Here is a 22,031-nt window from a genome sequence, read left to right as displayed (position 1 = left end):
GCTATCCACCTGTGACTGGGGGGAAAATCGCCACTTCTGCACCAACCGGAATCAGATCGTCGAGTTGCGCCATTTCTTGATTAATGGCAACTCGAAATACCCTTGCCCCTCCGAGCTCCGCTTGCCACGCGCCGCCGCGCGCTACCAGTTGCGCAATTAAATCCCGCACCGTGGCTGGCTGTGCGTCCAAAATTTCTGATTGGCAGGCAAAGACTTCGCGCAACCGCGCGAAATACAAAATCGTTAACATTAACCCTCCAAGGCTGTAAGGGGCAAAAATTGCACTGTATCGCCGCGCTGCACAGTTGTGCCAGCTGGCACATCAACCAAACCCTCCGCCCAAGCCATCGACGTTAAAACGCCGGAGCCTTGATGTGGAAAGAGACTCACTTGCCCACTAGCGCTGACGCGCGCGCGAAAAAACTCGCGGCGATCACCAGCTTTAGACAGCTCAAAATCTGCCTGCAGCGGCAAACGTTGCGGCTCAAGCTGTGTCGCACCTTGGCGCGCAAGAATAAATGGTCGTACCAACAATAAATACGTAACCAATGCCGAAACCGGATTGCCTGGAAGGCCGATAAAATCCGCGCCACCAATGCGGCCATAGGCAAAAGGCTTGCCGGGCTTGATGGCGATTTTCCAGAGATTCAATTCACCGAGGTATTGTGCTGCAGCCTTTACGTGATCTTCCTCACCGACAGATACCCCTCCAGTGGTGATCAAAATATCACATTGTGCCACCGCCTCGGACAAGGCGTTCACTGTGGCATCGAATTGATCGGGAATGACTCCCAAATCCAATAACTCACAACCGAGCGCCTGCAACTGGGCAAACAAGGTATAGCGATTTGAGTTATAAATTTTGCCAACGGGTAACGGCAATCCTGGCTCGATTAGCTCATCGCCAGTACTAAATAGCCCCACGCGTAATGGCGCGAAAACCATCAACTGAGCAATCCCCAACGATGCGGCCAGACCAATCATCGCTGGGTTTAAACGCTGCCCCGCACTCAACACCACCTGTCCATGGCGGACATCTTCACCGGCGCGACGAATATTGGCCCCCAGTTTAACTGGATATGCCAGTTGCACTCGATCGCCAACAACGCTGCAATTTTCCTGCATCACAACTGCATTGGCGCCAAAAGGGATTGGGGCACCTGTAAAAATACGTGCTGCCTCGCCGGTCGCTAAGGCTTGCCCAACAGTTCCAGCGGTAATGCGTTGGGTAATTTGATATGAATTCACATCCAGATCACCATTGGGAATATGCAAGGCATACCCATCCATCGCACTGTTATCAAAGCCGGGGACATCCAGCGGCGCGATTACATCATGGGCTAAAATGCGGCCCAAAGCCTGCTTTAAATCCACCTGCTCGGTAAGCTGGGCGCGACGCGCTTGCGCCAGTAATTGCGCCAATGCGGCAGCAAAATCAAGCATGTTTTTTTTCCTGAAAATAATCGATGATAAAGTGCGCCACCGTGGCGCTGTCGTTCAAATCGAGTACGCGCAATGTGGTGGCTGGCAGTTGTTGCGGGCTGTCAGTGGCGATCGCAACGGTATGCGGGTCACTGCACAACGGTTTGCCGGTGCTGGCACGCCAAACTTCGATTTTAGCCACTGCCTCGTGTTTAAACCCTTCTAATAACACTATGTCAGCGGGACTCAATCGTGCCAGTTGCTCAGCCAGTGACGGCATGGTGGCATCGGGTAAATCGCGCATAATCGCCATTTGATATGGCGATATCACCATCACCTCAGCAGCGCCGGCCTTACGAAACTGAGCAGAATCTTTGTGCGGCGGTTCAAGTTCCAACGCATGATGCGAATGCTTAATTACATTGACCGACCAGCCATAAGCATTGAAATGTAGCAATAGCGCCTTGACCAAAGAGGTTTTTCCGCTACCGGAAAAGCCCGAAATTGCCATCACTCTTTGCATGGGCAAAGTCGCTCCAGTACTAAAAAAGGAAGGAAAAAGAAAAACCAATCCTACTTGGTTAGCCGCCAGTTTGCGACATAAAGCGGATTAATTTGGCAGGCTGCTCGTTGAACTCGTGACGCTCTGGTTTAAGCTCAATGGCCGACAAGATTGCAGCTTCCAACTCAGCATCCGATGCGCCGCCGCGCAGCAAAGGCCGAAACTCAAAGCTGCTTTCCTGCCCCAAACACATATATAAAGTGCCATCGACGGTGAGCCGCACCCGATTGCAGCTGGCGCAAAAATGTTGCGATAAGGGTGTGATAAAACCAATGCGGCCATTACCGGAGGGCGTTTTCCAATAGCGTGCTGGCCCCCCCCCAAGCTCGAGAGCCTCAGGAACTAACTGGTAGCGCGCCACAAGGCGTTCACGTACGGCACCAAGATCGAGGAATTGGGCGCTGCGCCCAGTATCGCCCATCGGCATGGCCTCAATTAGCCGCAGTATATAGCCATTGTTGAGGGCAAAATCAGCCATGGCATCAATTTCAGACTCATTGATGCCTTTCATGGCCACCATATTGAGCTTAATTGGACTGAGTTCAACTGCACGCGCGGCCTCCAACCCGGCCATCACTTGGTCAAAAGCGTCGCTGCCCGTGATTTGATGCAAACACTGCCGGTCAAGACTGTCGAGGCTGACATTGATGCGCGTCACGCCTGCAGCCTTCAAACCTTTAGCGTATTTGGCAAGCTGAGTAGCGTTGGTTGATAACGACAAATCGTTAAGACCCAAACCATTAAGACGACTAGCCAGCTCAGTCACATTGCGGCGCAATAGTGGTTCGCCACCAGTTAGCCGTACTCGCTTAACTCCGAGCCTAACAAATGCAGCCACAATGCGCTCGATCTCAGCAAAAGTTAGCCAGTGGCTGGGCTCTTCAAAGTTTTTAAAGCGTGCAGGCAGGCAATAGCTACAGCGCAAATCGCAACGATCTGTGACCGAAAGCCTCAAGTAATCAATGGCTCTACCAAAACGATCTTGCAACATTCCTAATATCGACTCATTGAGAAGCATAAACCTGGGTAAATCCCCTTGAATACTAGAGTTGGCTAGTTTCAAGGGGGCTAAAGGACATCTCACACGCTAACTATGGCCAATCGCAGCGAATTTCAAGCCAAACAAATAGGCAAGACACCACTGCTCCACAAAAATGGAAGCGCTTATTCGATACCCGCCATATCTTCGGCGACTATAGAGGCTGTATTGCTGGCGCCACTCCGAGGCGGGTGCATCACATCAGGACTCACCGCTTTGTCTACATCTCCAATATGCTGGTTAATATTTGGCAAATGGTGCGCAATCCCTTTATGGCAATCAATACAGGTCATTCCACTACTTAAGCCTTTCTGGTGCGCGTTAGCAGAGCGACGATTCTGCTCCATATAGTCAAAATATTCATAGTTATGGCAATTACGGCACTCTTGCGAGTTATTGGCCTTCATCCGTTTCCATTCATGCTGCGCTAATTCAATCCGCTTATCGAGGAATTTTTCTCGGGTATTAATAGAGCCAGTGAGCTTACCCCAAACCTCTTTGGAAGCTTGGATTTTCCGAATCATTTTCGGGCCCCACTCATGCGGCACATGACAATCAGGACAGGTCGCACGAACCCCAGAGCGATTGGTGTAATGTACTGTTTCCTGATATTCAGGAAATACATTGTCAGCCATCTCGTGGCAGCTTAAACAGAATTGCTCCTTATTCGTCATTTCCAAGGCGGTATTAAACCCACCCCAGAAAATAATCCCAAGCACAAACATACCAATTAAGCCCCAAAAACCAAGCCTTACGGCTCGGACCTTTTCCCATTTTGTCTTCATCCAAATCCACATGGTTCAGATCCTTATTTAACCAAACCATCGGCCGGTTTGAAGTTATTACCAATCAACGGTTTCGCATCTGTTTGCGGAACGTGGCATTGCGTACAGAAGTAGCGGCGTGGTGAAATATTTGTTAATTCCTTACCTTCCCGCGTTTTGAAATGAGTAACTGATACCCGTGGAGCACCAGAATCAGCTGCTCGATCCCAGCTATGGCAATCTAGGCATTTATTAAATTCTTTGGTGATTAAATAACCCTTCGTAGTATGAGGAATCACTGGTGGCTGCTGAACAAATTGCCTCTGCTGAGCTACTTTGTCGCGTTCATAGCGATAATTTTCCGAAGGCACATCCCCTTTAACTGCCTCGGTACCGCGCAGAGACTTTAATTCCTCGGCACTAACTGCACCGATTGAGCTTAATACTAAAGCGAATACCATACCCCACAGACAGGCCAGTTTTCTCATTTTTATCTCCTATTTGATTTCAATGTTTGAAGGTGAAATGTATTCAACCCTTGTATTAAATCGGTGGGTTATTTTAAAAACCTGTTCATCGCAAACCTCAATACAGCGACCACAATTAGTGCACTCGCCTGAAATGATCACTGGACTTCCCTCTCCTTTCAGTGCGGGACGAATCACTTGCGGCTCGGGACACACCTTAAAGCAATCCATGCAATCGTCGCAGGCTGGCCTGCGAGCAGCACTTACCTTGAGCAAAGAGAATCGTCCAAGCAGGCTATAAAATGCTCCGACAGGGCACCAATGCCCACACCAACCGCGATGCACAAGCAACATGTCGTACGCAAAAATTGCCAAAGCCAACAACCACGCTAACCCCATTCCGAACAACAGCCCACGTGTCAATCCAGTTACCGGATTAACCCACTCCCAAACCACGGTGTGAGTAAAGGCCGACAACAACAGCACTAGCGCAAGCACGTAATAACGCGTATTGCGTTGTACTTGTGCCCCACCCTTTAGTTGCAAGGTATTACGACACCAACGGGCAAAATCAGTCAGTACATTTACTGGGCATACCCAACTGCAAAATACTCGGCCGCCCACCAATACATAAAAACCAAGGACCAAAACAACACCAACCCACGACTCAAATAAGGGCCGATGCCCTGCCAGTAAGCTTTGTATCATCACCAATGGATCACTTAATGGCAGCCACCCAAAACTCAAACTCGAAGCCAAAGAGCCCTTGACCCACCAAACACCAGCAAGTGGTCCCAGTAAGAACAGCGTCAAGATGGTTAACTGACTAATCCGTCGTGCCAGCAACCAGCGATGGCTGAATAGCCATTTCATCTTGCTGGCTCTGCTTCAGGCGGAAGATTGACCTCAACCGCAGGCAAATCACCGAGTAATGAACCACCAGCTTTTGCTTTTTCGTCCCACCCCCTGCGGTAATGCTGCGCCGACTGAGCCTTACCAATGGATAATGGCAACACTCGAATTGCAGCTTCTGGCAATACACAGGATTTTTCACACTTTCCACAACCAGTACAGAATTGTGAATGTACGGTCGGCAACAACATTGCATGCCGATCAGATCGCGGGTTATGTACATTTTCCAAAGTAATTGCCTGATCAATTACTGGACAGACCCGATAGCACACATCGCAACGCAAACCTAAAAAATTCAGGCAATTTTCTTGATCCTGAAGTACAGCAATACCCATTTTTGCCTGATTAACATCCTTCAACGCATGATCGAGAGCTCCCGTTGGGCAAGCCTTTACACATGGAAGGTCTTCGCACATTTCGCAAGGCACTTGGCGCGCGGTGAAATATGGCGTTCCCCAACCAATACCTTCCCCTAAGGAAGCTAACTTTAAAGTGTCATAAGGACAGTCGCGCACGCACAAACCACAATGCACACAGGCCTGTTGAAATAAATCCTCGATTAATGCACCGGGCGGACGTAGCGCTTGCGCTGGTAATGCACTCGCCTGCTGGCTAGCCAAAATGGTTAAGCCGCTCCCCAGCAATACAGCACCACCACAGGCTGCTGCACTGTCTTTGAAAAATTGCCGGCGATTGATCGTAGCTTTCATAATTAGGGGTATAAGCCCAAAGGCCTTTCTGAATTTAACCTTCAGGCTTATACATCCATTAGACCTTGCTTACCTTTACCGCACATTTCTTGAAGTCAGTCTGCTTGGAGATCGGGCAGGTGGCATCAAGCGTTAATTTATTCACTAGACGCCCCTCGTCAAAAAACGGGATAAAGATCAAGCCTTTTGGAGGCTTGTTCCGACCACGTGTTTCAAGACGAGCAGTGATTTCACCCCGGCGGGACTTAACCTTGACAACCATGCCACGTTGTAACCCACGCTCTTTAGCGGCATCAGGATGCATAAACACCATTGCCTCAGGTACGGCCTTATGTAGCTCAGGCACACGGCGCGTCATCGTGCCGGTATGCCAGTGTTCTAATACGCGACCAGTACACAGCCACATGTCGTATTCTTTATCCGGCACTTCTGGTGCAGGCTGATACGGTAGCGCGAAAATATTGGCCTTGCCGTCCTTGTTACCATAGAAGCGGACGCCTTCGCCTTTTTTGACATAAGTGTCATAGCCTTCGCGATAACGCCATTTGGTTTCTTTGCCATTGACCACAGGCCAGCGCAAACCGCGCACCTGATGATACATATCGTACGGGGCCAGATCATGGCCATGCCCACGACCAAATTCAGCGTACTCTTCAAACAAGCCTTTCTGAACGTAGAAACCAAATGCTTTCGCTTCTAGGTTTTCAAAACCTTTTTGTAGTTGGTCGTTTTTGAATTTATTGACTTTGCCGTTGGCGTACAACACATCAAAAAGGGTTTTACCTTTGTAGTTCGGTTTTTTAGCGATCAATTCAGCCGGCCAAACTTCATCCACTTTGAAGCGTTTTGAGAATTCAATCAGTTGCCACAAATCAGACTTTGCTTCGCCCGGCGCATTCACCTGCTGGCGCCATACTTGAGTACGACGCTCGGCATTACCAAAGCCCCCCTCTTTTTCTACCCACATGGCTGTGGGTAGTACCAGATCGGCAGCCAGAGTCGATACTGTTGGGTATGGGTCAGATACCACGACAAAAACTTCTGGCCGACGCCAGCCTGCGTATAGCTCCTGATTAATATTCGGGCCAGCTTGCATATTGTTGTTGGCCATTTGCCAATATACTTTCACCTTGCCATCTTTGATGGCACGTGCCATTGCTACAGCGTGTAGGCCGATTTTGTCCGGAATCGTGCCATCAGGTAGTTGCCAGATTTCTTCGGCGTGATGACGATGTTCGGGGTTGGTAACGACCATATCAGCAGGTAAGCGATGCGCAAATGTACCCACTTCACGCGCCGTACCACAGGCAGAGGGTTGGCCAGTCAGTGAAAATGGGCTATTCCCTGGTTCTGCAATTTTGCCTACTAATAAATGGATGTTGTAAATCATATTGTTCGCCCAAGTACCACGGGTGTGCTGGTTAAAGCCCATGGTCCAGAACGAAGTGACTTTAATTTTTGGGTCGGCGTACATTTCAGCCAATTGGGTCAGTTTTTCTACCGACACACCGGAAAGCTTGCTGACTTTTTCTGCGCTGTATTCAGATACATACTTTGCAAATTCATCAAACGTGATCTCTTTGGCTTCAGTTGGCATAGTTTTGGGTTTGCCATCCGCGCCGGGGTAACCATTAGCTTTAGCGTTTACTTCCAGCGGATTATTGGGGCGCAAGCCGTAGCCAATATCAGTTTCACCGAGTTTGAAATTGACGTGTTTTTTAACGAAGTCTTTGTTAACGCGCCCCGTACTGATGATGTGGTGACAAATGAAATTCATCATCGCCAGATCAGTTTGTGGCGTAAACACCGCGCCCAGATCGGCTAGCTCGAAAGAGCGATGCTCATAGGTTGATAGCACAGCAACCTTGACGTGCTTATTAGACAAACGGCGGTCGGTAATGCGGCTCCATAGAATCGGGTGCATTTCGGCCATATTTGAGCCCCACAGCACAAAAGCATCAGCCGCTTCAATATCGTCATAACAGCCCATCGGCTCGTCCATGCCGAAAGTGCGCATAAAGCCAGTAACGGCAGAGGCCATGCAGTGACGCGCATTTGGATCGAGGTTATTACTGCGAAAACCCGCCTTCATCAGCTTGCTGGCGGCGTAGCCTTCGTGAATCGTCCATTGACCCGAACCAAACATCGCGATCGACGTTGGGCCAGTGGTTTTAAGTGCTTCTTTCCACTTTTGCTCCATGATGCCAAATGCTTCATCCCAGCTCACCGGCGTGAATTCACCATTTTTATCGTATTTGCCATCTTTCTTGCGCAGCAAAGGCTGAGTGAGGCGGTCTTCGCCATACATGATTTTGGAAAGGAAGTAGCCTTTGATGCAATTTAGTCCGCGATTGACTGGAGCATCGGGATCACCTTGCGTAGCAACTACACGACCATTTTGGGTTCCCACCAGCACGGCACAGCCAGTACCACAGAAACGACAAGGCGCTTTATCCCAACGTACAGAGTTATCGCCACCTTTCGCTACTGGCGCGGCTACTTTTTTAGGCGCAGCTTCCACCAAGGGGATACCAACACTGGCGGCGGCAGCGCTCACTGCTGTGGCCTTGATAAATTCACGACGATCAAAACTCATAGGATAAACCTCCCAGACACTCATTTGCTAAATTGGCGCAGCCCAATTACCGTTCGCTGCTAATCAAGAATTCGGACTAAAAACTAACTCATCATCACAATATTCATACGCTAACGTCGTCGAGATAATGCCATCCAAGCATTGAATCTCGACCAAAGCATCACTGGTCCGATACCCTGCCACATCTTCCACTGTCACAATAATTCGCCCTTCGTGCTCTTGATGTACTTCGAGCCCAGGGATCGTGATCAAACTTGCTTTAACTTCATCGACTCGCTCCGCCGCGACCCTAACCACCAGACTATAAATATTCATTTGAATTGATAACCCTATCGATGCTGTATGCTGATTGCCTGAACTGGGCAAGGCGCGATGCAAGCACCGCAACCGGTGCAAGACTCAGGATCAAGATGCGGCTGCGCGACCTGTCCTATTTGCAATCTAAAATTAATCGCAGCCGGCTCACACGATTCTCCGCAAACCCGACAGTCAACGCCTTGCTGGGCAATGCATGCCGAACTAATACTGATTGCTTGTGTCCATGTTTGAGGTGCGTTTAATGCGCCTGCAGTACAGGCGCTGCGGCAAAAGCCGCAAAATGTGCATTCACCTGCTTGAAAATCGACCTCGGGAAACCCACCATCTCCCTTGTGCAAGATTTGCGTCGGGCACACCTTCAAACAGTCACCACAACGGGTACATTGGTCCGTAAACCCTGTTACGGCCCAAGGCGGATAAAAATGAGCAACCTCGTCTAGCTTGGGTTTACGTCCAAACAAGATACTTCGTCTAGACAAATCGATACCCATAACGTCTCCTTGTATCCTTCACAAGATAGGCGTTCATACCCATTCTCACAATTACACCTAAGGGGTATGAATTACCGCTGCTACTCACTCAGAGGTATATAGTGAGTGGGCAGGTCACTGGAAAATACGGCTTTGCTATAAAGCGTTTTTTGTTCACTCTCGCTGGGGGCAATATTGTTGATTCGCCCGTTTTTTGCGCCAAGTTCAATCGTGGTGCGCCTGTCACTCGCATTATTATTACTTGTTACACCCAGTATTCTTAGCTTGCTGATTAGTAGCTGGATTGCCAATACCTCCTCTGGCGGGGCGGAGGCGATTAATATTGCGGGCTCTTTGCGTAAACAAGCCTATCTGATCACAGCCACGGCGCTAGCTCCTGCCGACCCGCTTCCAGGCACACACCCCAAATTAGATGACGTTGTGCTCGAGTTTGAACGACGGATGTATCATCCTAGTCTGCAAAATATGATTCCGCGTGAACTTAATAACCCGATTCGAATTCATTTCAATCAAATAGAATCACGCTGGAAAAACGAGATTCGCCCTAGTCTTGAACGTGATGATTCTCTGTACGCCAGCATACTATTGCCAAGCACTCATCAATATGTGAGCCAGATTGATCAATTTGTAAGCGAGCTGGAACGTGCGCACGAAAACAAGCTGCAAAGTCTGATTCGTTTTCAGTGGATTTCTTTATTGATCGTACTAGGGGTATTTACCACAACCCTATTATGGGCATACCGTAAACTAACATACCCCATATTTAAAATGGCACAAGTCGCCAACCAGGTTCAAGCTGGTGAATACCATGTGCGCGTTGAAACCCCTGCCAGTGGCGAGATTGAAATTCTCAAAACGGCGCTAAACCAAATGCTCGACGAACTCGAAACCAGCTATAGCGAACTAGAATCCCGAGTCGCCGAAAAAACCGCCGCGCTCGAGCAAAACCAAACCGCCCTGCAATTGCGTTATCGCATCAAAGCTTTACTGGCTGATCACGAGCCTGATCAGGCGATTTTTGATGCCGTTTTGAAGGTACTGGGCGAATTTATTCCACTACAAAATGCTGCGGTGTGCCTCACCGAAACCAACCCACGCACGATTCCGGTTAAATCTGCCTTTAAACTGGCGAACAACCAGCAAGAAGGCATCCGTTTGGGTTGTCTGGAGCAAGATTGCGCCAGCTGTGTAGAACACAGTGCCGATCAACCCAAACCGACGCATAAAGAGCTGGTTTTCCCGCTACTCGATAGCGGCATTACCTACGGCATTATGCCGCTGACGCTACCCGATGGCGTTACGCTGGCACCATGGCAAATCCAAGTATTAGAAGACGTGAGCCGCAACCTCGGCGCTGCGCTCGCGGGTTCGCGGCGTAAACAATCCTTGCACCGCTTGGCCTTATTTGAAGAACGCTCGGTGATTGCGCGCGAATTGCACGATTCGCTCGCGCAAGCGCTATCGTATTTAAAAATCCAAGTTTTGCGCCTGCAAAGCCAGATCAACGAAAAGCCTGACGATGCGCAAGCCACGCTGCAAGAGCTACGCGAAGGGCTGAACGCCGCGTATCGCCAATTACGCGAATTACTCACCACTTTCCGCCTACAAATCAATCAAGGTGGCTTAAGTAGCGCGCTCGAAGCCACAGTGAAAGAGTTTTCCGAACGCACCGGCATCGCAATACAACTGGCCAACCACCTGCTCGGGGTTGAACTGGCCGCCGAAGAAGAAATTCACGTCTTGCAAATCGTGCGCGAAGCGCTCGCCAATGTGCACCACCACGCCAAAGCAAGCAGCGCCAATGTGCATTTAGCATGGATTGGCAACGAAATCGTCGTCAGCATCTGCGACGATGGACAAGGTCTCGGCCCCAACCCAGAACGCGCGCAACACTATGGCTTATCCATCATGCGCGACCGCGCACGCAGTCTGGGGGGCAGCGTGAGCCTGCAAGCCAATCAGCCGCAAGGCACACAAGTGTTGCTGCGTTTTATTCCCAGCACGCCTTTTTCTAACCAAGCTTCCAGCGCTAGCGACACGACGGCGCAACAAACCCATCAGGAAAACTAAATGACGAACGACCAATATCGCATTGTCGTCATCGACGATCACCCGCTGTTTCGCAAAGGCGTCGTGCAACTACTTGGCCTCAACCCGCAATTTACCGTCGTCGGCGAAGCCGCTGGCGGCATGGACGGCGTGAAAGTCGTCGCCGAACTGCAACCCGATCTGGTGATTCTGGATCTGAACATGAAAGACATGGACGGGATTGCGACGCTAAAAGAAATCAAACAGCTCGATCTGGATAGCAAGGTGGTGATGCTCACGGTATCGGACGAAAGCCGCGATCTGGTTAATGCCGTGCGCGCCGGCGCCGATGGCTATTTACTCAAAGACATGGAACCCGAAGACATCATCGCGCGCCTATCGGAGGCGCTCGACGGGCAAATGGCGATCCCCGAACGCTTGGGCCGCGCGCTCGCCGTTGCGCTGCGCGAAGACGACACTACCGATCGCAACCAGCAAATCGCCCACTTGACCGAGCGCGAGCAAGAAATCCTGCAATGTCTGGCGCAAGGGCTATCAAACAAGCTGGTTGGCCGCGAACTCGGCATTGCGGAAGGCACCGTGAAAGTCCACGTTAAAAGCCTGCTGCGCAAACTGAACTTCCGCTCACGGCTCGAAGCCGCGGTGTGGGCAGTGGAAAATGGCATAAAAGACTAAACGAACCCCGTCTATTTGGCCGTTTACCGCTATTTATTGGCTTTTTGAGCCTCAGCCAACTCGTGTAACACGTTCTGTGCTTCTTCACTTGAGCTGTTGCGCAAAATGGCTTGCCCTGCTGGGCCGAGGCGGGCCAAAACCTCGGCGGTGGTCATGCGTTTGACGAGATCTGGATCGTTTAGCAATTGAGCCAAAATTGGCAAGTCACGCGGGGTGACTGCCGAATACAGGCTGTCGATCGTATACATATTCATTCCGCGCGATAAATGCGCGTAGCCTACATTCAGATTAATCACCCATTCCAACTGCGTTTTACGCATCGGCGTGGGCAAACCAGCAAACCATTGCGGAAAATGCATGGGGATAGTCAACACCAGCACCCCCGCCCAAAGCCATTTATTGTGCAAAAAACGCATCCTATTCCTCCATACGCGCCTAACGCCCACCATCCAAGCGCAGTGCGTTGATTCCTATCGCAGTATGAAACGCATCCAAATTAGCCGAGTTATTTTTTGTAACCAGCGCCCAAAGCGTGGAAAATCAGTGAGATGCATCACCTAAGCACCATGGGCTGATTGAATAGCGCCAAAAGAAAACATATCGTTTCCACAGCGCTTAAGCCCGCTTCAAAAAAGGCTTGGCCACGCAATCGGGAGCTCAAGCACCGAATAGATTATGTGAATGCGGCAACGCGGCGATGAACGCTTAATTGATTGAGCAACTCTATGGAGGATTGTCAGTGCACACCCAAATCGCAGCCATCGGCTATGTCAGCGCCATTCGAGCACACACCGAAGATGATTTTTGGGGTGGCGAGCAAGCGTGCATTACCCTCAGCGCAGGATTCACACCCGAGGCCTTGCAAGGGCTTGAGACGTTTTCGCACGTCGAAGTGCTGTTTATCTTCCATGAAGTCGCCGCCAACAAAATCACCACCACCGCCCGCCACCCCCGCAACAACCCCGACTGGCCCAAAGTCGGCATTTTTGCGCAACGCGGTAAAAATCGCCCCAACCGCATCGGCAGCACCATTTGCCGCATCAGCCGAGTTGAGGGCTCCAAGCTATACGTTACCGAGCTCGATGCGATTGATGGCACACCCGTGATCGATATTAAACCCGTCATGGCCGAGTTTTTACCGCGCCAAGAAGTGCTTCAACCGCAGTGGTCACATGAGCTAATGCGGGAATATTGGTTACAAAAATAGTCTGATGGCCTGCTGCGAGCACGATAAACCGACATTCGAGCGCTATGGGTGCTTTACACCCTAATGAGTAATCAGGGTATATCCACCAAAGGCCATTAAAGATTAATCTTTAGAGCAACACATGGGCATGTATGTATCGTAGATGGCATGCTGCGCAGGCACTAAACCGGCGTTCGAGCGCCGGATGACGTGACGGAGCTTGGCGGCTTGCCTCGCCAATCGCCGTCCGAAGGCGCGGCTCAAACGGGCTTTGCGCTCTAAACTGCGACAGGGGTATATCTACCAAAGCAAGAATTAGAATAACCTTCAGTGCAACACATAGGCGTGTATACGCCACGATGGTTAATCGGGGGCTTGATATCCCGTGTAGCGAAAACCGAGGTGAGGAGCGAGACCTAGGCTCGCGACGAGGTGAGGCTTGGCGCGGAGCGCTTTTCGCCCGGGGCGCCTTTGGGGTGCAGGGGGCTTTGGCGAAGCAAAGCCCCCTGCCTGTCTGCGCGGCGGAACGCGCAACAAAAAACAATGTGCCGTAGGCACTGAAAATCATTACAATCTTTGAAATGGAATTGACTGCAATCGGCCAGAAGCGTAAGTTCATGCAACCAGAGCAATCCGGAATGAAAAATATAATTGTCGTTAAATCCCCAGTTTTCTTTATGGTTGGAGTACTGGCCTTAGCGATTTATTCGTACTCTTATTTCACGACTATAGAGTTCAATTCACCTTATGGAATTGCGAAGAATATTCTTGGTGGTGCTGTGCTAGGTTTAACAACAATTTCCGTCGTATTACTTTCGAGAGTTATAAAGTTCGGCGATAGTACTATTGATGAGTATTTATTCTTTGGCCTCGTGTTACGAAAAAAATATCATTTAAGTTCATTAAAATCTATTGATTCGAATCCATCGATTTCAAGCAAACTGCCCAAGTTACTCATTACTTTTGAAGACGGCAGTATTTGCATCTATGAATTTCAAACAGGCTTTCGTGAGGCAACGCTGTTCTTCCAAAAGTCATACCCTGACTTCATTTTATAATGATGAAATAGAAGGTCTGCATTGGGTCCAGGCTGTGTAAAAACGCCAACTCCGACGAGGCTTATTTTGCCTAACCAATTTGAATCACGCTCGCGTTGCTCGAAGTAAACGTAAAACTTCATGAATAACACCGCTAAAAACAGCAAATAATAGGCCTTTTAGCCCTTCATTGCCGCCAACATTGCTTGATTTCCCATTATTTTCATTACTCGCTTCATGTTATACGCGAGTATGTGCAAGCTCATCTCTGTACTGACGTGCTTCAAGGTCTTCATTAGGAAATGCGTTGCCCCCATCCAGGCTTTTAGCGTCCCAAAGGGATGCTCGACGGTCTGCCGTCGAACACGCATTGCATCTGGTTGCAATTCCAGCCGCTGCTGCGCTTTTTCCAGTATGGCCTCATGCTCCCAGCGACTGACGCGCCGGTAATCACTCGGTGTACATTTGGTTTTGAGCGGGCAACGTGGGCAGTCAGAACTCCAATACCGGCTCATATAGCGCCCAGCTTCCAAGCTCACAAAACGATGAATGAGTCGGCTATTGCCTGGGCAGACATATTCATCGCGAACTGGGTCATAGTGGAATTCATCTTTGCCAAAGCGCCCATCTGCTTTAGCGCCTGAGGTTTGCGGCTTCGGCACCAACACCGTAATGCCCGCTTGTTCGCACGCCAGTATTTCATCACCGTTGTAATAACCTCGGTCTGCGACCACCTCTAGTGTTTCTTGTGCGAGGACTGCTTTGGCTTGTTGGGCCATATTGGCCAGCTGCGTACGGTCATGCCCTTGATTAGTGACCTGATGCGCAATAATTAAATGGTGCTTGGCATCGACAACGGTTTGCACGTTATAACCCACAACACCACTGCCACGGCCGCTGGTCGCCATAGAACGGGCATCTGGGTCGGTGAGTGAAATCTGTTTGTCTGGCGTCTTGGCGAGTTGAGCCTCGACCTCATCCAAGCGGGCCATCTGCGACTTCAGTCGTGCCAGCTTGTCCTTCAAGCGCGCGACCTTGGCTTCTGCAATATCGGGCTGTTGCCGGTCTGCAATTTCCATCTCCCGCAGGTAACTAGCAATATTGGCTTCGATTTGCTCGCGTTGCTTAGCGAGTTTGTTGTTGGTGTAGTTGCGGTCGCGATGATTAACGGCTTTGAACTTGCTGCCATCAATTGCCACAATGGCGTTACTAAATAAACTGAGTTGTCGACATAGCTGAACAAACTGCCCGCAGACCTTACAAATCGCAGGCCCATTATCTTTGCGGAAATTGGCGATGGTTTTAAAGTCAGGCATTAAGCGAGCAGTGAGCCAAATCAGCTCCAGATTCCGGTGGGCTTCACGTTCCAGGCGACGGCTGGATTGGATTCGGTTGAGGTAACCGTAGATATACAGCTTGAGCATCGTGCTGGGATGGTAGGCTGGGCGGCCAGTGGCTTCTGGCTCTACCCCATCGAAACCGAGTGCCTTTAAATCTAGGTATTCTACGAACTGGTCAACAACTCGGACGGGGTTGTCCGCGCTGACATAATCTTCCAAGCATTCAGGCAACAGCAATGTTTGGGTTCTGCTTTCACCTGCAATGAATCTGGGCATAGAATCATCCTTGGCGGGGAGTTCCAAGAATTATACCGGTCGAGTGTTGAAGCGTTTTTACACAGCCTGGGTCGCATGCAGCGGCTCAAGATGACAATAAAGCTCCTTATAAATTATTGAGTATTCAACTGTGAAATCAAGTAAATTATTTCGCGTGCTTTTGATGGTGGTGGCTATGTTGAATATCAATAGTAATGCTTATTCGCTTTGTCTTGACCCAGATACAAATATCTCAGGTTATAAAAAATCACTATCTAAAGAGGTTTCCGAACATGATTCAATAATCATTGGGGAGGTAATTGGCAACAATCCTCTGCAAGTAGATGGAAGTGACCCAGAAGGCGTAACTGCTATGATTTATACAGTTAAAGCAATCAAGCCTTTAAAGGGAAACACACCAAGAATATTTCGAGTACAAGTGGAAAATGACTCAAGTCGATACCCTATGAAAAAAGGGGAAAAACACATACTGTTTTTGTTGTCGGAAGACGAGCATTATTTAGTCGATTCTTGTGGAAATTCAACACCTTTGCCAGATGGTGATAAGGTTGTAAAGCAAGTGCAAAAGTTACTTGCCAATAAAGTGCATCACCATCCATAGGCTGCTTTGGGTTGAATACAGCCCCAAACTACAACAAAGCTACCAAAGAAAAAGCCGAATCTTAGATTCGGCTTTTTCTTTGGTATTGGAGCATAACCTAGGCAAAATATGGCCTGTGGCCAAATACCTTAACGATTTAACGAGCAGCATCACGGCTGATGCACACTTGCTGGTTTCGACGCGGCCTTCTGCGCGTCTTCTTTCACCATCCGAATTTCCTCAGCCAGCCATTTTTCGTCTTCCGAGCCCGGCTCAAGGAGCGCGAGGAGTTTGTTCCACCATGTGATTGTCGCGTCAAAGTCGCCGCGTTGGAGTGCGGCGCTGCCGGCAAGCATCAGCGCGTCGGGTTCGCTGGCGTTGAGTTCCAAGGCTTTGGCGAGTAGCTGTGTTGGTCGACCAGCGAAGCTGTTGTCGCGTGCCGCGAGCGAGCCGGCAAAGCGCGCCATTTCTCCGGGGTCTTTTTGGACTAAGGGCCACGCTTTTTCGTAGGCTTTGACCGCTTCGTCGTAGCGTGTCAGCGTGCGGTAGCTGCGCGCCAGCATCAGCCAGCCCTCGGCGTTATCGGGCTCGAGCGCCATTTTGGCTTCCAAGCTTTTGACCATGCCTTCGATTTTGGCTGCATCCATCGCCGCGGGTTGCGCGGCTTGGCGACTCATGGGGTTGAGTGCGGCGGGATTACCGAGTTGCAGATACATTAATCCGGCCAGCAAAGGCAGGCCGATCGCGATCAGTGCGACGGTGACTTTCTGGCTGCGCGTGGGCTGCGCGGCATCGGGCGCTTGCGCGTTGGCGCGCCCTACTTCGGCGATTAAACGCGCTTCGGCTTCGGCCAAACTGGCGGCGTAGGCCGCTTCACTGAGCCGACCGGTCGCGACGTCGGCTTGCAATTCGGCGACGATGCTGTCGTGCAATTGGTAGCGCGCGCGGCGCAAATCGTCTTGCTCGTTGCGGCGGCGAAACATCGGGTACAGCAACACCAGCAAACACAGCACAATCAGCGCCGCGCACCATAGGGCAAAGGTATTCATGATTCATTCTCGCTAAATTCTCGGCGCAATTGGGCTAGCTCGGCGGCATCAGGCTCTGCAATAGGTATTGCTTTGGGTGTTTTTCTCAATATGCCCCGCATAAACATACCCACCGCCAGTATCAATAAGGCTAGCGGGCCTAGCCACAGCAACAAGGTTTTGCCCGACCATGGCGGACGGTAGGTGACGAAATCGCCGTAGCGATCGGTCAGGTAGCTGACGATTTGCGGATTACTTTTGCCGCTGCGAATTTGCTCGCGCACTTCGCGGCGCAAGTCTTCGGCCAGCGGCGCGCGCGAGCTGGCGAGGCTTTCGTTTTGGCACACCAGACAGCGCAATTCGCTCGACAGCAACATCAGCCGCTCTTCGACTGCTTCGTCACTCAATGTATTACTCAGAGCAGATTCGGCGGAGGCTGAAGCAGCCGTATTGGCGTGCAAACTCATCAGCAGCAACCCCATCACGGCCAGTAGTTTGAATACGCTCATCATTGCGCCCCCGCTACCCGCGCCGATTGCAAGGCGGGTATGATTTTGTCTTTGAACACTTCATCCGTCACTGGGCCGGTGTGTTTGAGGCGAATAATGCCTTTGCCGTCAATAACAAAGGTTTCTGGCACACCGTACACGCCAAAGTCGATCCCAACGCGGCCGTCGCGATCGGCCAGCACTTGCGAATACGGGTTGCCGCGACCCGCGAGCCATTTTTTGGCATCGTCATCGGCGTCTTTGTACGCCAAGCCGACCAGCGGCGCGCCGAGTTTGTCTTTCCACGCATTCAGTACCGGATGCTCAACCACGCAGGCGGTGCACCACGAAGCCCAAACGTTTAGCACCCAAGGCTGACCGTTGAGCGAGGCAGTCGAAAACTGCCCAGAGTTATCGAGGCGATCAAGCGTAAATACCGGCGCAGGCTTACCAATCAGCGGCGATGGAATATCGCGCGGGTTTAAGCGCAAACCATACGAGAGCAAGGCGGCGAGCGCGACGAAAATAATCAGCGGTACAAAGCGTTTCATTGCGCGCCCTCCGCGGTGCTGGCGGTAGTCTTTTTGCCCCAGCGTGACAGACGATAGCGACGATCCGACAGCGCCAACACGCCACCCAGCGCCATTAAGATGCATCCGTACCAAATCCAGCCCACCAGCGGTTTGTAATGCGCGCGGATCACCCATGCGCCGGTAAACGGATTGGCGTCGAGCGGCTCGCCGAGCGAGACGTAAACATCGTACGTGGTCGTATGGTGAATCGCTGCTTCGGTCATTGGCATCGCGCTAGAGAAATACTGGCGTTTTTCTGGGCGCAGCACTTTAACTTCTGCGCCATTTTTCAGCAGCGTTAGCGTGCCTTTGAGCGCGGCGTAATTGGCTTGGCGCTCGGGGGTGATGCCGTCAAAACGAATCTGGTAATCGGCCACAGCGAGGCTTTGGCCATGCACCATTTTCACGTCAAACTCATGCTCATAGCTCGACACGACCGTGACGCCAGCGACAAAGACCGCGACGCCCAAATGCGCCAGATGCATGCCGCTAAACGCCGCAGGCAAGGCCCAAAATGCTGCCCACAGCGATTGGCCTTTGCGCAGATTCAAACGAATCCGCCCCAACCAATCGAGCAGCGCTGTTAAAGCTACCCAGAACGCAATACCCAGCGCGAGCGCAACGCCCCAACGCCATTGATTACTCCACAAGAACGGCGAAGCAATCCCAAAACCAATCGAGGCCACGGCAGGCCAGCGCAGGCTGGCGAAGATGTCATGTGGCGCGTGTTGTTTCCAGCGCATCGTGCCGGCCATCCCGATCAAGATCAGCATCGGCAACATCAGCGGTACAAATACCGAGTTAAAGTACGGCGGGCCAACCGATAGTTTGCCCATGCCGAGTGCGTCGATCAGCAGCGGATATAAAGTGCCGAGCATCACCGTCGCGCAGGCGACGGTAAACAGCACATTATTCAATAGCAGCAGCATTTCGCGCGAACACCATGTGAACGCACCACCGCCTTCCATCGCGAAGCCACCATCCATCAGTCGGGCGCGCCACGCGTACAGCGCCAGCGAGGTGCCGATCACGATGCTGAGCAAAATCAGAATAAACATCCCGCGTGTTGGATCGGTGGCAAAGGCATGGACCGACGTCAACACGCCTGAGCGAACCAAGAAGGTACCTAGTAATGAGAGTGAGAACGTCGCAATTGCCAACAACACCGTCCAGTGCTTAAACGCATTGCGTTTTTCGGCCACCGCCAGCGAGTGAATCAGCGCAGTTCCCGCCAGCCACGGCATAAATGACGCGTTTTCGACCGGATCCCAAAACCACCAGCCGCCCCAACCCAGCTCGTAATACGCCCACGCGCTACCGAGCATAATTCCCAGTGTTAGCGAAACCCACGCGGCGGCAGTCCACGGGCGAGACCAGCGCGCCCACGCAGCATCGAGTCGCCCAGTGAGCAAGGCGGCAACGGCAAAAGCAAACGCGACCGAAAAGCCGACGTAACCCATATACAGCAGCGGCGGGTGAAACACGAGGCCCGGATCTTGCAGCAAAGGATTCAGATCCTTGCCCTCTAAGGCCGCGGGCAACAGGCGCTCGAACGGGCTGGAGGTCAAAATCACAAATAGATGCAACCCGAGCGAAACCAAACCCAGTACGCCAAGCACCAAGGCGCGGATTGTTAATGGCAAACTACGCCCAATTAATGCAACCGCAGCGCTCCAGCCAGCCAGCATCCACAACCACAGCAGTAGCGAGCCTTCGTGCCCGCCCCACACGGCGGCGAATTTATAAATATCGGGCAGCAGGCGATTCGATTGCTTGGCGACATACAGCAGCGAGAAGTCGTTTTGTAAAAACGCGACGGAGAGCAGCGCAAACGAAGTCGTCAGCAAGGCCAGTTGCAACACCGCAGCGGGACGGGTGATGCGCATCAGCGCCTGATTGCGCCCATTTTGCCCGATCAGCCCGCCGATAATGCCGCTCGCGCCCATGATCAAGGCCACTAGCGTCGATAAAATTAAACTAAATAAACCCAGTTCACCAATCATGACTGACCCTTGCTATTCATCTTTACTTCCTTGATCGCAAGCGAGGGGTTTGCTCCCGTGCTTGCTGAATATATTCGCCTGCGACTACTGCGCAGCCTTCTTCTCGGCGGCACGCTGGTGCGCCTTGTTGACCGCTTCTTGCGCCTCAGGCGGCATATAGTTTTCGTCGTGCTTGGCCAAGACTTCGGTCGCAGTAAACACCGCGCCATCCCAACTACCTTGCGCAACGACGCCTTTGCCTTCTTTGAATAAATCGGGCAGCAGGCCTTTGTATTTCACCGTAATGGTTTTGTCGGTGTCGGTTACAGCAAATTGCATCGTGACCCCGTCACTTTCGCGCAGCAAGGAATTGGCAGCGACCATGCCACCGATGCGAAACGCGCGCCCTTGTGGCGCTTCACCAGCAATAATCTGCGTTGGGCTGTAGAAAAACACCAGATTTTCACGAAACGCGTTCACAACAAAGAAAGTTACCAAAGCCAAAGTCAGCAGCGCACCGCCGACCCACAGCATCCGTTTACGGCGCGGCGTCATTGGGCGGCTCCTTGCTCGGCGCGCATTTTGCTCAGCATGTGCGCGCGGCGAATTTGGGCGATGGTTTTTGCGCGCGCTTGGTGCAGCAATACCCCTTCAAGGCATAAGCCGATGGCACACACAATAAATGACCACCAGACATATACCCCGTAGCCACCCATCGCAAAAAACTCGGCCCAACTATTCCAATACAGTCCCCAATCCATTATTCAGCCTTTATTGTGTTGGCAATTTCGGGTAATTCTTGCACCCAGCGATTTGTTGATTCGCGCTGCAAAATCAGCAGGCGAACGCGGCGCAAGCAGGTGGCAATCGAATACATCCACGCCGCCAAACTCATCAGCAACATCGCGAGCAGCATCATCGCCGCCATGCTGCTGCCCTTGGTCGAGACCGACGCGCCTTGGTGCAGCGTATTCCACCAGTACACCGAGAAATAAATCACCGGCACATTAAACACGCCCACCAGCGCCAAAATTGATCCGGCTTGGTCGCTGCGCTCAGGGTCGTCAATGCTGCGCGTTAAGGCGATAAAACCCAGATACAAAAAGAACAGCAGCAACATCGACGTGAGCCGCGCGTCCCACACCCACCATGTGCCCCACATTGGCTTGCCCCACAGCGCGCCCGTCACCAAGGACATCAGCGCCATCCACGCGCCAGTGGGGGCGAGTGCCTGCGCCATCAGCGCCGACAGCCGCGTTTTCCATACGATATGGATCACCGACCAGAACGCCATCACGATGTAAATAAACATCGCCATCCAGCTTGTCGGTACGTGCAAAAAGATAATCCGGTAGCCTTCGCCTTGCTGCGCGTCGCCCGGCGCGACGGCCATGCCAAGCCACAAGCCTATCAGTGCCAGCAGTGCTGCCAAGCCGGTGAACCAAGGTATCGCCTTGCCCGCCAGCGGGTAAAACGTGCTCGGAGCGGCAAAGTGAAATAAATGCCAGCGTGAAGAAGGCGTTTGCTTATCCATATC

The 22,031-nt window shown here is 51.5% G+C and carries 25 protein-coding genes; 5 read left to right on the top strand and 20 right to left on the bottom strand.

Features of this window, described 5'->3' with window-relative positions:
• Position 1 precedes the first annotated feature (1 nt).
• The 11 genes from HZU75_RS11875 to napF all read right to left on the bottom strand — a co-directional run bounded on the left by HZU75_RS11875 (position 2) and on the right by napF (position 9,281).
• Positions 2 to 250 carry a MoaD/ThiS family protein gene (locus HZU75_RS11875; RefSeq protein ID WP_180306251.1) on the bottom strand — a complete coding sequence of 83 codons (249 nt, stop codon included), beginning with the start codon at positions 248 to 250 and terminating at the stop codon, positions 2 to 4.
• Positions 250 to 1,443 (bottom strand): molybdopterin molybdotransferase MoeA, encoded by a 1,194-nt coding sequence (locus tag HZU75_RS11870; RefSeq protein WP_180306250.1) that lies wholly within the window; start codon positions 1,441 to 1,443, stop codon positions 250 to 252. The genes HZU75_RS11875 and HZU75_RS11870 overlap by 1 nt, the downstream gene beginning before the upstream one ends.
• The gene (gene mobB, locus HZU75_RS11865; RefSeq protein WP_180306249.1) at positions 1,436 to 1,945 is read right to left on the bottom strand and encodes a molybdopterin-guanine dinucleotide biosynthesis protein B; all 510 of its coding nucleotides are present in this window, start codon (positions 1,943 to 1,945) and stop codon (positions 1,436 to 1,438) included. Before mobB ends, HZU75_RS11870 begins: the two co-directional genes overlap by 8 nt.
• Before the next feature lie 58 nt (positions 1,946 to 2,003).
• The gene (gene moaA, locus HZU75_RS11860; RefSeq protein ID WP_180306248.1) at positions 2,004 to 2,975 is read right to left on the bottom strand and encodes a GTP 3',8-cyclase MoaA; all 972 of its coding nucleotides are present in this window, start codon (positions 2,973 to 2,975) and stop codon (positions 2,004 to 2,006) included.
• A 173-nt stretch (positions 2,976 to 3,148) separates the two neighbouring features.
• Positions 3,149 to 3,820, bottom strand: coding sequence for a NapC/NirT family cytochrome c (locus HZU75_RS11855; RefSeq protein ID WP_180306247.1), 672 nt, complete (start codon positions 3,818 to 3,820; stop codon positions 3,149 to 3,151).
• A gap of 11 nt (positions 3,821 to 3,831) precedes the next feature.
• A complete protein-coding gene (locus HZU75_RS11850) occupies positions 3,832 to 4,275 on the bottom strand; it encodes a nitrate reductase cytochrome c-type subunit (protein ID WP_180306246.1) in 444 nt (147 codons plus the stop codon).
• Between the two features lie 9 nt (positions 4,276 to 4,284).
• Positions 4,285 to 5,127, bottom strand: a complete 843-nt coding sequence (napH, locus tag HZU75_RS11845; protein WP_180306245.1) for a quinol dehydrogenase ferredoxin subunit NapH — start codon at positions 5,125 to 5,127, stop codon at positions 4,285 to 4,287.
• Entirely contained in the window at positions 5,124 to 5,876 is a 753-nt protein-coding gene (gene napG / locus HZU75_RS11840; protein WP_180306244.1) for a ferredoxin-type protein NapG, read from the bottom strand. The genes napH and napG overlap by 4 nt, the downstream gene beginning before the upstream one ends.
• A gap of 58 nt (positions 5,877 to 5,934) precedes the next feature.
• Entirely contained in the window at positions 5,935 to 8,472 is a 2,538-nt protein-coding gene (napA, locus tag HZU75_RS11835) for a nitrate reductase catalytic subunit NapA (RefSeq protein ID WP_180306243.1), read from the bottom strand.
• Positions 8,473 to 8,535: 63 nt separating this feature from the next.
• Entirely contained in the window at positions 8,536 to 8,787 is a 252-nt protein-coding gene (locus tag HZU75_RS11830; protein ID WP_180306242.1) for a chaperone NapD, read from the bottom strand.
• A gap of 14 nt (positions 8,788 to 8,801) precedes the next feature.
• On the bottom strand, positions 8,802 to 9,281 hold the full coding sequence (gene napF, locus HZU75_RS17785) for a ferredoxin-type protein NapF (protein ID WP_180306241.1): 480 nt from the start codon (positions 9,279 to 9,281) through the stop codon (positions 8,802 to 8,804).
• Between the two features lie 174 nt (positions 9,282 to 9,455).
• On the opposite strand from napF, the gene HZU75_RS11820 reads away from it, so the two are divergent.
• The gene (locus HZU75_RS11820; RefSeq protein ID WP_180306240.1) at positions 9,456 to 11,351 is read left to right on the top strand and encodes a histidine kinase; all 1,896 of its coding nucleotides are present in this window, start codon (positions 9,456 to 9,458) and stop codon (positions 11,349 to 11,351) included.
• Positions 11,352 to 12,005, top strand: coding sequence for a two-component system response regulator NarL (gene narL / locus HZU75_RS11815; protein ID WP_180306239.1), 654 nt, complete (start codon positions 11,352 to 11,354; stop codon positions 12,003 to 12,005).
• A gap of 29 nt (positions 12,006 to 12,034) precedes the next feature.
• Here narL and HZU75_RS11810 read toward each other — a convergent pair whose 3' ends face one another.
• Positions 12,035 to 12,421 (bottom strand): hypothetical protein, encoded by a 387-nt coding sequence (locus HZU75_RS11810; protein ID WP_180306238.1) that lies wholly within the window; start codon positions 12,419 to 12,421, stop codon positions 12,035 to 12,037.
• A 323-nt stretch (positions 12,422 to 12,744) separates the two neighbouring features.
• On the opposite strand from HZU75_RS11810, the gene HZU75_RS11805 reads away from it, so the two are divergent.
• Both HZU75_RS11805 and HZU75_RS11800 read left to right on the top strand, forming a co-directional pair.
• A complete protein-coding gene (locus HZU75_RS11805; protein ID WP_228028042.1) occupies positions 12,745 to 13,212 on the top strand; it encodes an SAM-dependent methyltransferase in 468 nt (155 codons plus the stop codon).
• Between the two features lie 560 nt (positions 13,213 to 13,772).
• Positions 13,773 to 14,249 carry a hypothetical protein gene (locus HZU75_RS11800; protein WP_180306237.1) on the top strand — a complete coding sequence of 159 codons (477 nt, stop codon included), beginning with the start codon at positions 13,773 to 13,775 and terminating at the stop codon, positions 14,247 to 14,249.
• A 158-nt stretch (positions 14,250 to 14,407) separates the two neighbouring features.
• Here HZU75_RS11800 and HZU75_RS11795 read toward each other — a convergent pair whose 3' ends face one another.
• Positions 14,408 to 15,844: an IS1182 family transposase gene (locus tag HZU75_RS11795; protein ID WP_180306236.1), complete on the bottom strand. Its 1,437-nt coding sequence runs from the start codon at positions 15,842 to 15,844 to the stop codon at positions 14,408 to 14,410.
• 130 nt (positions 15,845 to 15,974) lie between these two features.
• Here HZU75_RS11795 and HZU75_RS11790 point away from each other — a divergent pair, with 130 nt between their 5' ends.
• Entirely contained in the window at positions 15,975 to 16,445 is a 471-nt protein-coding gene (locus HZU75_RS11790) for a hypothetical protein (protein ID WP_180306235.1), read from the top strand.
• Positions 16,446 to 16,594: 149 nt separating this feature from the next.
• On the opposite strand, the gene ccmI is transcribed toward HZU75_RS11790, so the two are convergent.
• The 7 genes from ccmI to ccmC form a co-directional block, all read right to left on the bottom strand.
• Positions 16,595 to 17,473 carry a c-type cytochrome biogenesis protein CcmI gene (ccmI, locus tag HZU75_RS11785; protein WP_180306234.1) on the bottom strand — a complete coding sequence of 293 codons (879 nt, stop codon included), beginning with the start codon at positions 17,471 to 17,473 and terminating at the stop codon, positions 16,595 to 16,597.
• On the bottom strand, positions 17,470 to 17,964 hold the full coding sequence (locus tag HZU75_RS11780; protein ID WP_228028041.1) for a cytochrome c-type biogenesis protein: 495 nt from the start codon (positions 17,962 to 17,964) through the stop codon (positions 17,470 to 17,472). Before HZU75_RS11780 ends, ccmI begins: the two co-directional genes overlap by 4 nt.
• Positions 17,961 to 18,491: a DsbE family thiol:disulfide interchange protein gene (locus tag HZU75_RS11775; RefSeq protein WP_180306233.1), complete on the bottom strand. Its 531-nt coding sequence runs from the start codon at positions 18,489 to 18,491 to the stop codon at positions 17,961 to 17,963. Before HZU75_RS11775 ends, HZU75_RS11780 begins: the two co-directional genes overlap by 4 nt.
• Complete coding sequence (locus HZU75_RS11770; protein ID WP_180306232.1) at positions 18,488 to 20,515, bottom strand: heme lyase CcmF/NrfE family subunit; 2,028 nt, start codon at positions 20,513 to 20,515, stop codon at positions 18,488 to 18,490. Before HZU75_RS11770 ends, HZU75_RS11775 begins: the two co-directional genes overlap by 4 nt.
• Positions 20,516 to 20,599: 84 nt before the next feature.
• Complete coding sequence (gene ccmE, locus HZU75_RS11765) at positions 20,600 to 21,049, bottom strand: cytochrome c maturation protein CcmE (protein WP_180306231.1); 450 nt, start codon at positions 21,047 to 21,049, stop codon at positions 20,600 to 20,602.
• Positions 21,046 to 21,255, bottom strand: coding sequence for a heme exporter protein CcmD (ccmD, locus tag HZU75_RS11760; protein WP_180306230.1), 210 nt, complete (start codon positions 21,253 to 21,255; stop codon positions 21,046 to 21,048). Before ccmD ends, ccmE begins: the two co-directional genes overlap by 4 nt.
• Complete coding sequence (gene ccmC, locus HZU75_RS11755; RefSeq protein ID WP_228028040.1) at positions 21,255 to 22,028, bottom strand: heme ABC transporter permease CcmC; 774 nt, start codon at positions 22,026 to 22,028, stop codon at positions 21,255 to 21,257. The genes ccmD and ccmC overlap by 1 nt, the downstream gene beginning before the upstream one ends.
• Between the last annotated feature and the right edge of the window lie 3 nt (positions 22,029 to 22,031).

This window comes from Chitinibacter fontanus, from assembly GCF_013423785.1.
In the GTDB taxonomy this organism is placed as follows: domain Bacteria; phylum Pseudomonadota; class Gammaproteobacteria; order Burkholderiales; family Chitinibacteraceae; genus Chitinibacter; species Chitinibacter fontanus.
This window is presented reverse-complemented; position numbering and strand designations above follow the sequence as displayed.

Coding starts and splice junctions, on each gene's coding strand:
- HZU75_RS11875 (WP_180306251.1), bottom strand. CDS start 250: ATGTTAACGATTTTGTATTTCGCGCGGTTGCGCGAAGTCTTTGCCTGC.
- HZU75_RS11870 (WP_180306250.1), bottom strand. CDS start 1,443: ATGCTTGATTTTGCTGCCGCATTGGCGCAATTACTGGCGCAAGCGCGT.
- mobB (WP_180306249.1), bottom strand. CDS start 1,945: ATGCAAAGAGTGATGGCAATTTCGGGCTTTTCCGGTAGCGGAAAAACC.
- moaA (WP_180306248.1), bottom strand. CDS start 2,975: ATGTTGCAAGATCGTTTTGGTAGAGCCATTGATTACTTGAGGCTTTCG.
- HZU75_RS11855 (WP_180306247.1), bottom strand. CDS start 3,820: ATGTGGATTTGGATGAAGACAAAATGGGAAAAGGTCCGAGCCGTAAGG.
- HZU75_RS11850 (WP_180306246.1), bottom strand. CDS start 4,275: ATGAGAAAACTGGCCTGTCTGTGGGGTATGGTATTCGCTTTAGTATTA.
- napH (WP_180306245.1), bottom strand. CDS start 5,127: ATGAAATGGCTATTCAGCCATCGCTGGTTGCTGGCACGACGGATTAGT.
- napG (WP_180306244.1), bottom strand. CDS start 5,876: ATGAAAGCTACGATCAATCGCCGGCAATTTTTCAAAGACAGTGCAGCA.
- napA (WP_180306243.1), bottom strand. CDS start 8,472: ATGAGTTTTGATCGTCGTGAATTTATCAAGGCCACAGCAGTGAGCGCT.
- HZU75_RS11830 (WP_180306242.1), bottom strand. CDS start 8,787: ATGAATATTTATAGTCTGGTGGTTAGGGTCGCGGCGGAGCGAGTCGAT.
- napF (WP_180306241.1), bottom strand. CDS start 9,281: ATGGGTATCGATTTGTCTAGACGAAGTATCTTGTTTGGACGTAAACCC.
- narL (WP_180306239.1), top strand. CDS start 11,352: ATGACGAACGACCAATATCGCATTGTCGTCATCGACGATCACCCGCTG.
- HZU75_RS11810 (WP_180306238.1), bottom strand. CDS start 12,421: ATGCGTTTTTTGCACAATAAATGGCTTTGGGCGGGGGTGCTGGTGTTG.
- HZU75_RS11800 (WP_180306237.1), top strand. CDS start 13,773: ATGGAATTGACTGCAATCGGCCAGAAGCGTAAGTTCATGCAACCAGAG.
- HZU75_RS11795 (WP_180306236.1), bottom strand. CDS start 15,844: ATGCCCAGATTCATTGCAGGTGAAAGCAGAACCCAAACATTGCTGTTG.
- ccmI (WP_180306234.1), bottom strand. CDS start 17,473: ATGAATACCTTTGCCCTATGGTGCGCGGCGCTGATTGTGCTGTGTTTG.
- HZU75_RS11780 (WP_228028041.1), bottom strand. CDS start 17,964: ATGATGAGCGTATTCAAACTACTGGCCGTGATGGGGTTGCTGCTGATG.
- HZU75_RS11775 (WP_180306233.1), bottom strand. CDS start 18,491: ATGAAACGCTTTGTACCGCTGATTATTTTCGTCGCGCTCGCCGCCTTG.
- HZU75_RS11770 (WP_180306232.1), bottom strand. CDS start 20,515: ATGATTGGTGAACTGGGTTTATTTAGTTTAATTTTATCGACGCTAGTG.
- ccmE (WP_180306231.1), bottom strand. CDS start 21,049: ATGACGCCGCGCCGTAAACGGATGCTGTGGGTCGGCGGTGCGCTGCTG.
- ccmD (WP_180306230.1), bottom strand. CDS start 21,255: ATGGATTGGGGACTGTATTGGAATAGTTGGGCCGAGTTTTTTGCGATG.
- ccmC (WP_228028040.1), bottom strand. CDS start 22,028: ATGGATAAGCAAACGCCTTCTTCACGCTGGCATTTATTTCACTTTGCC.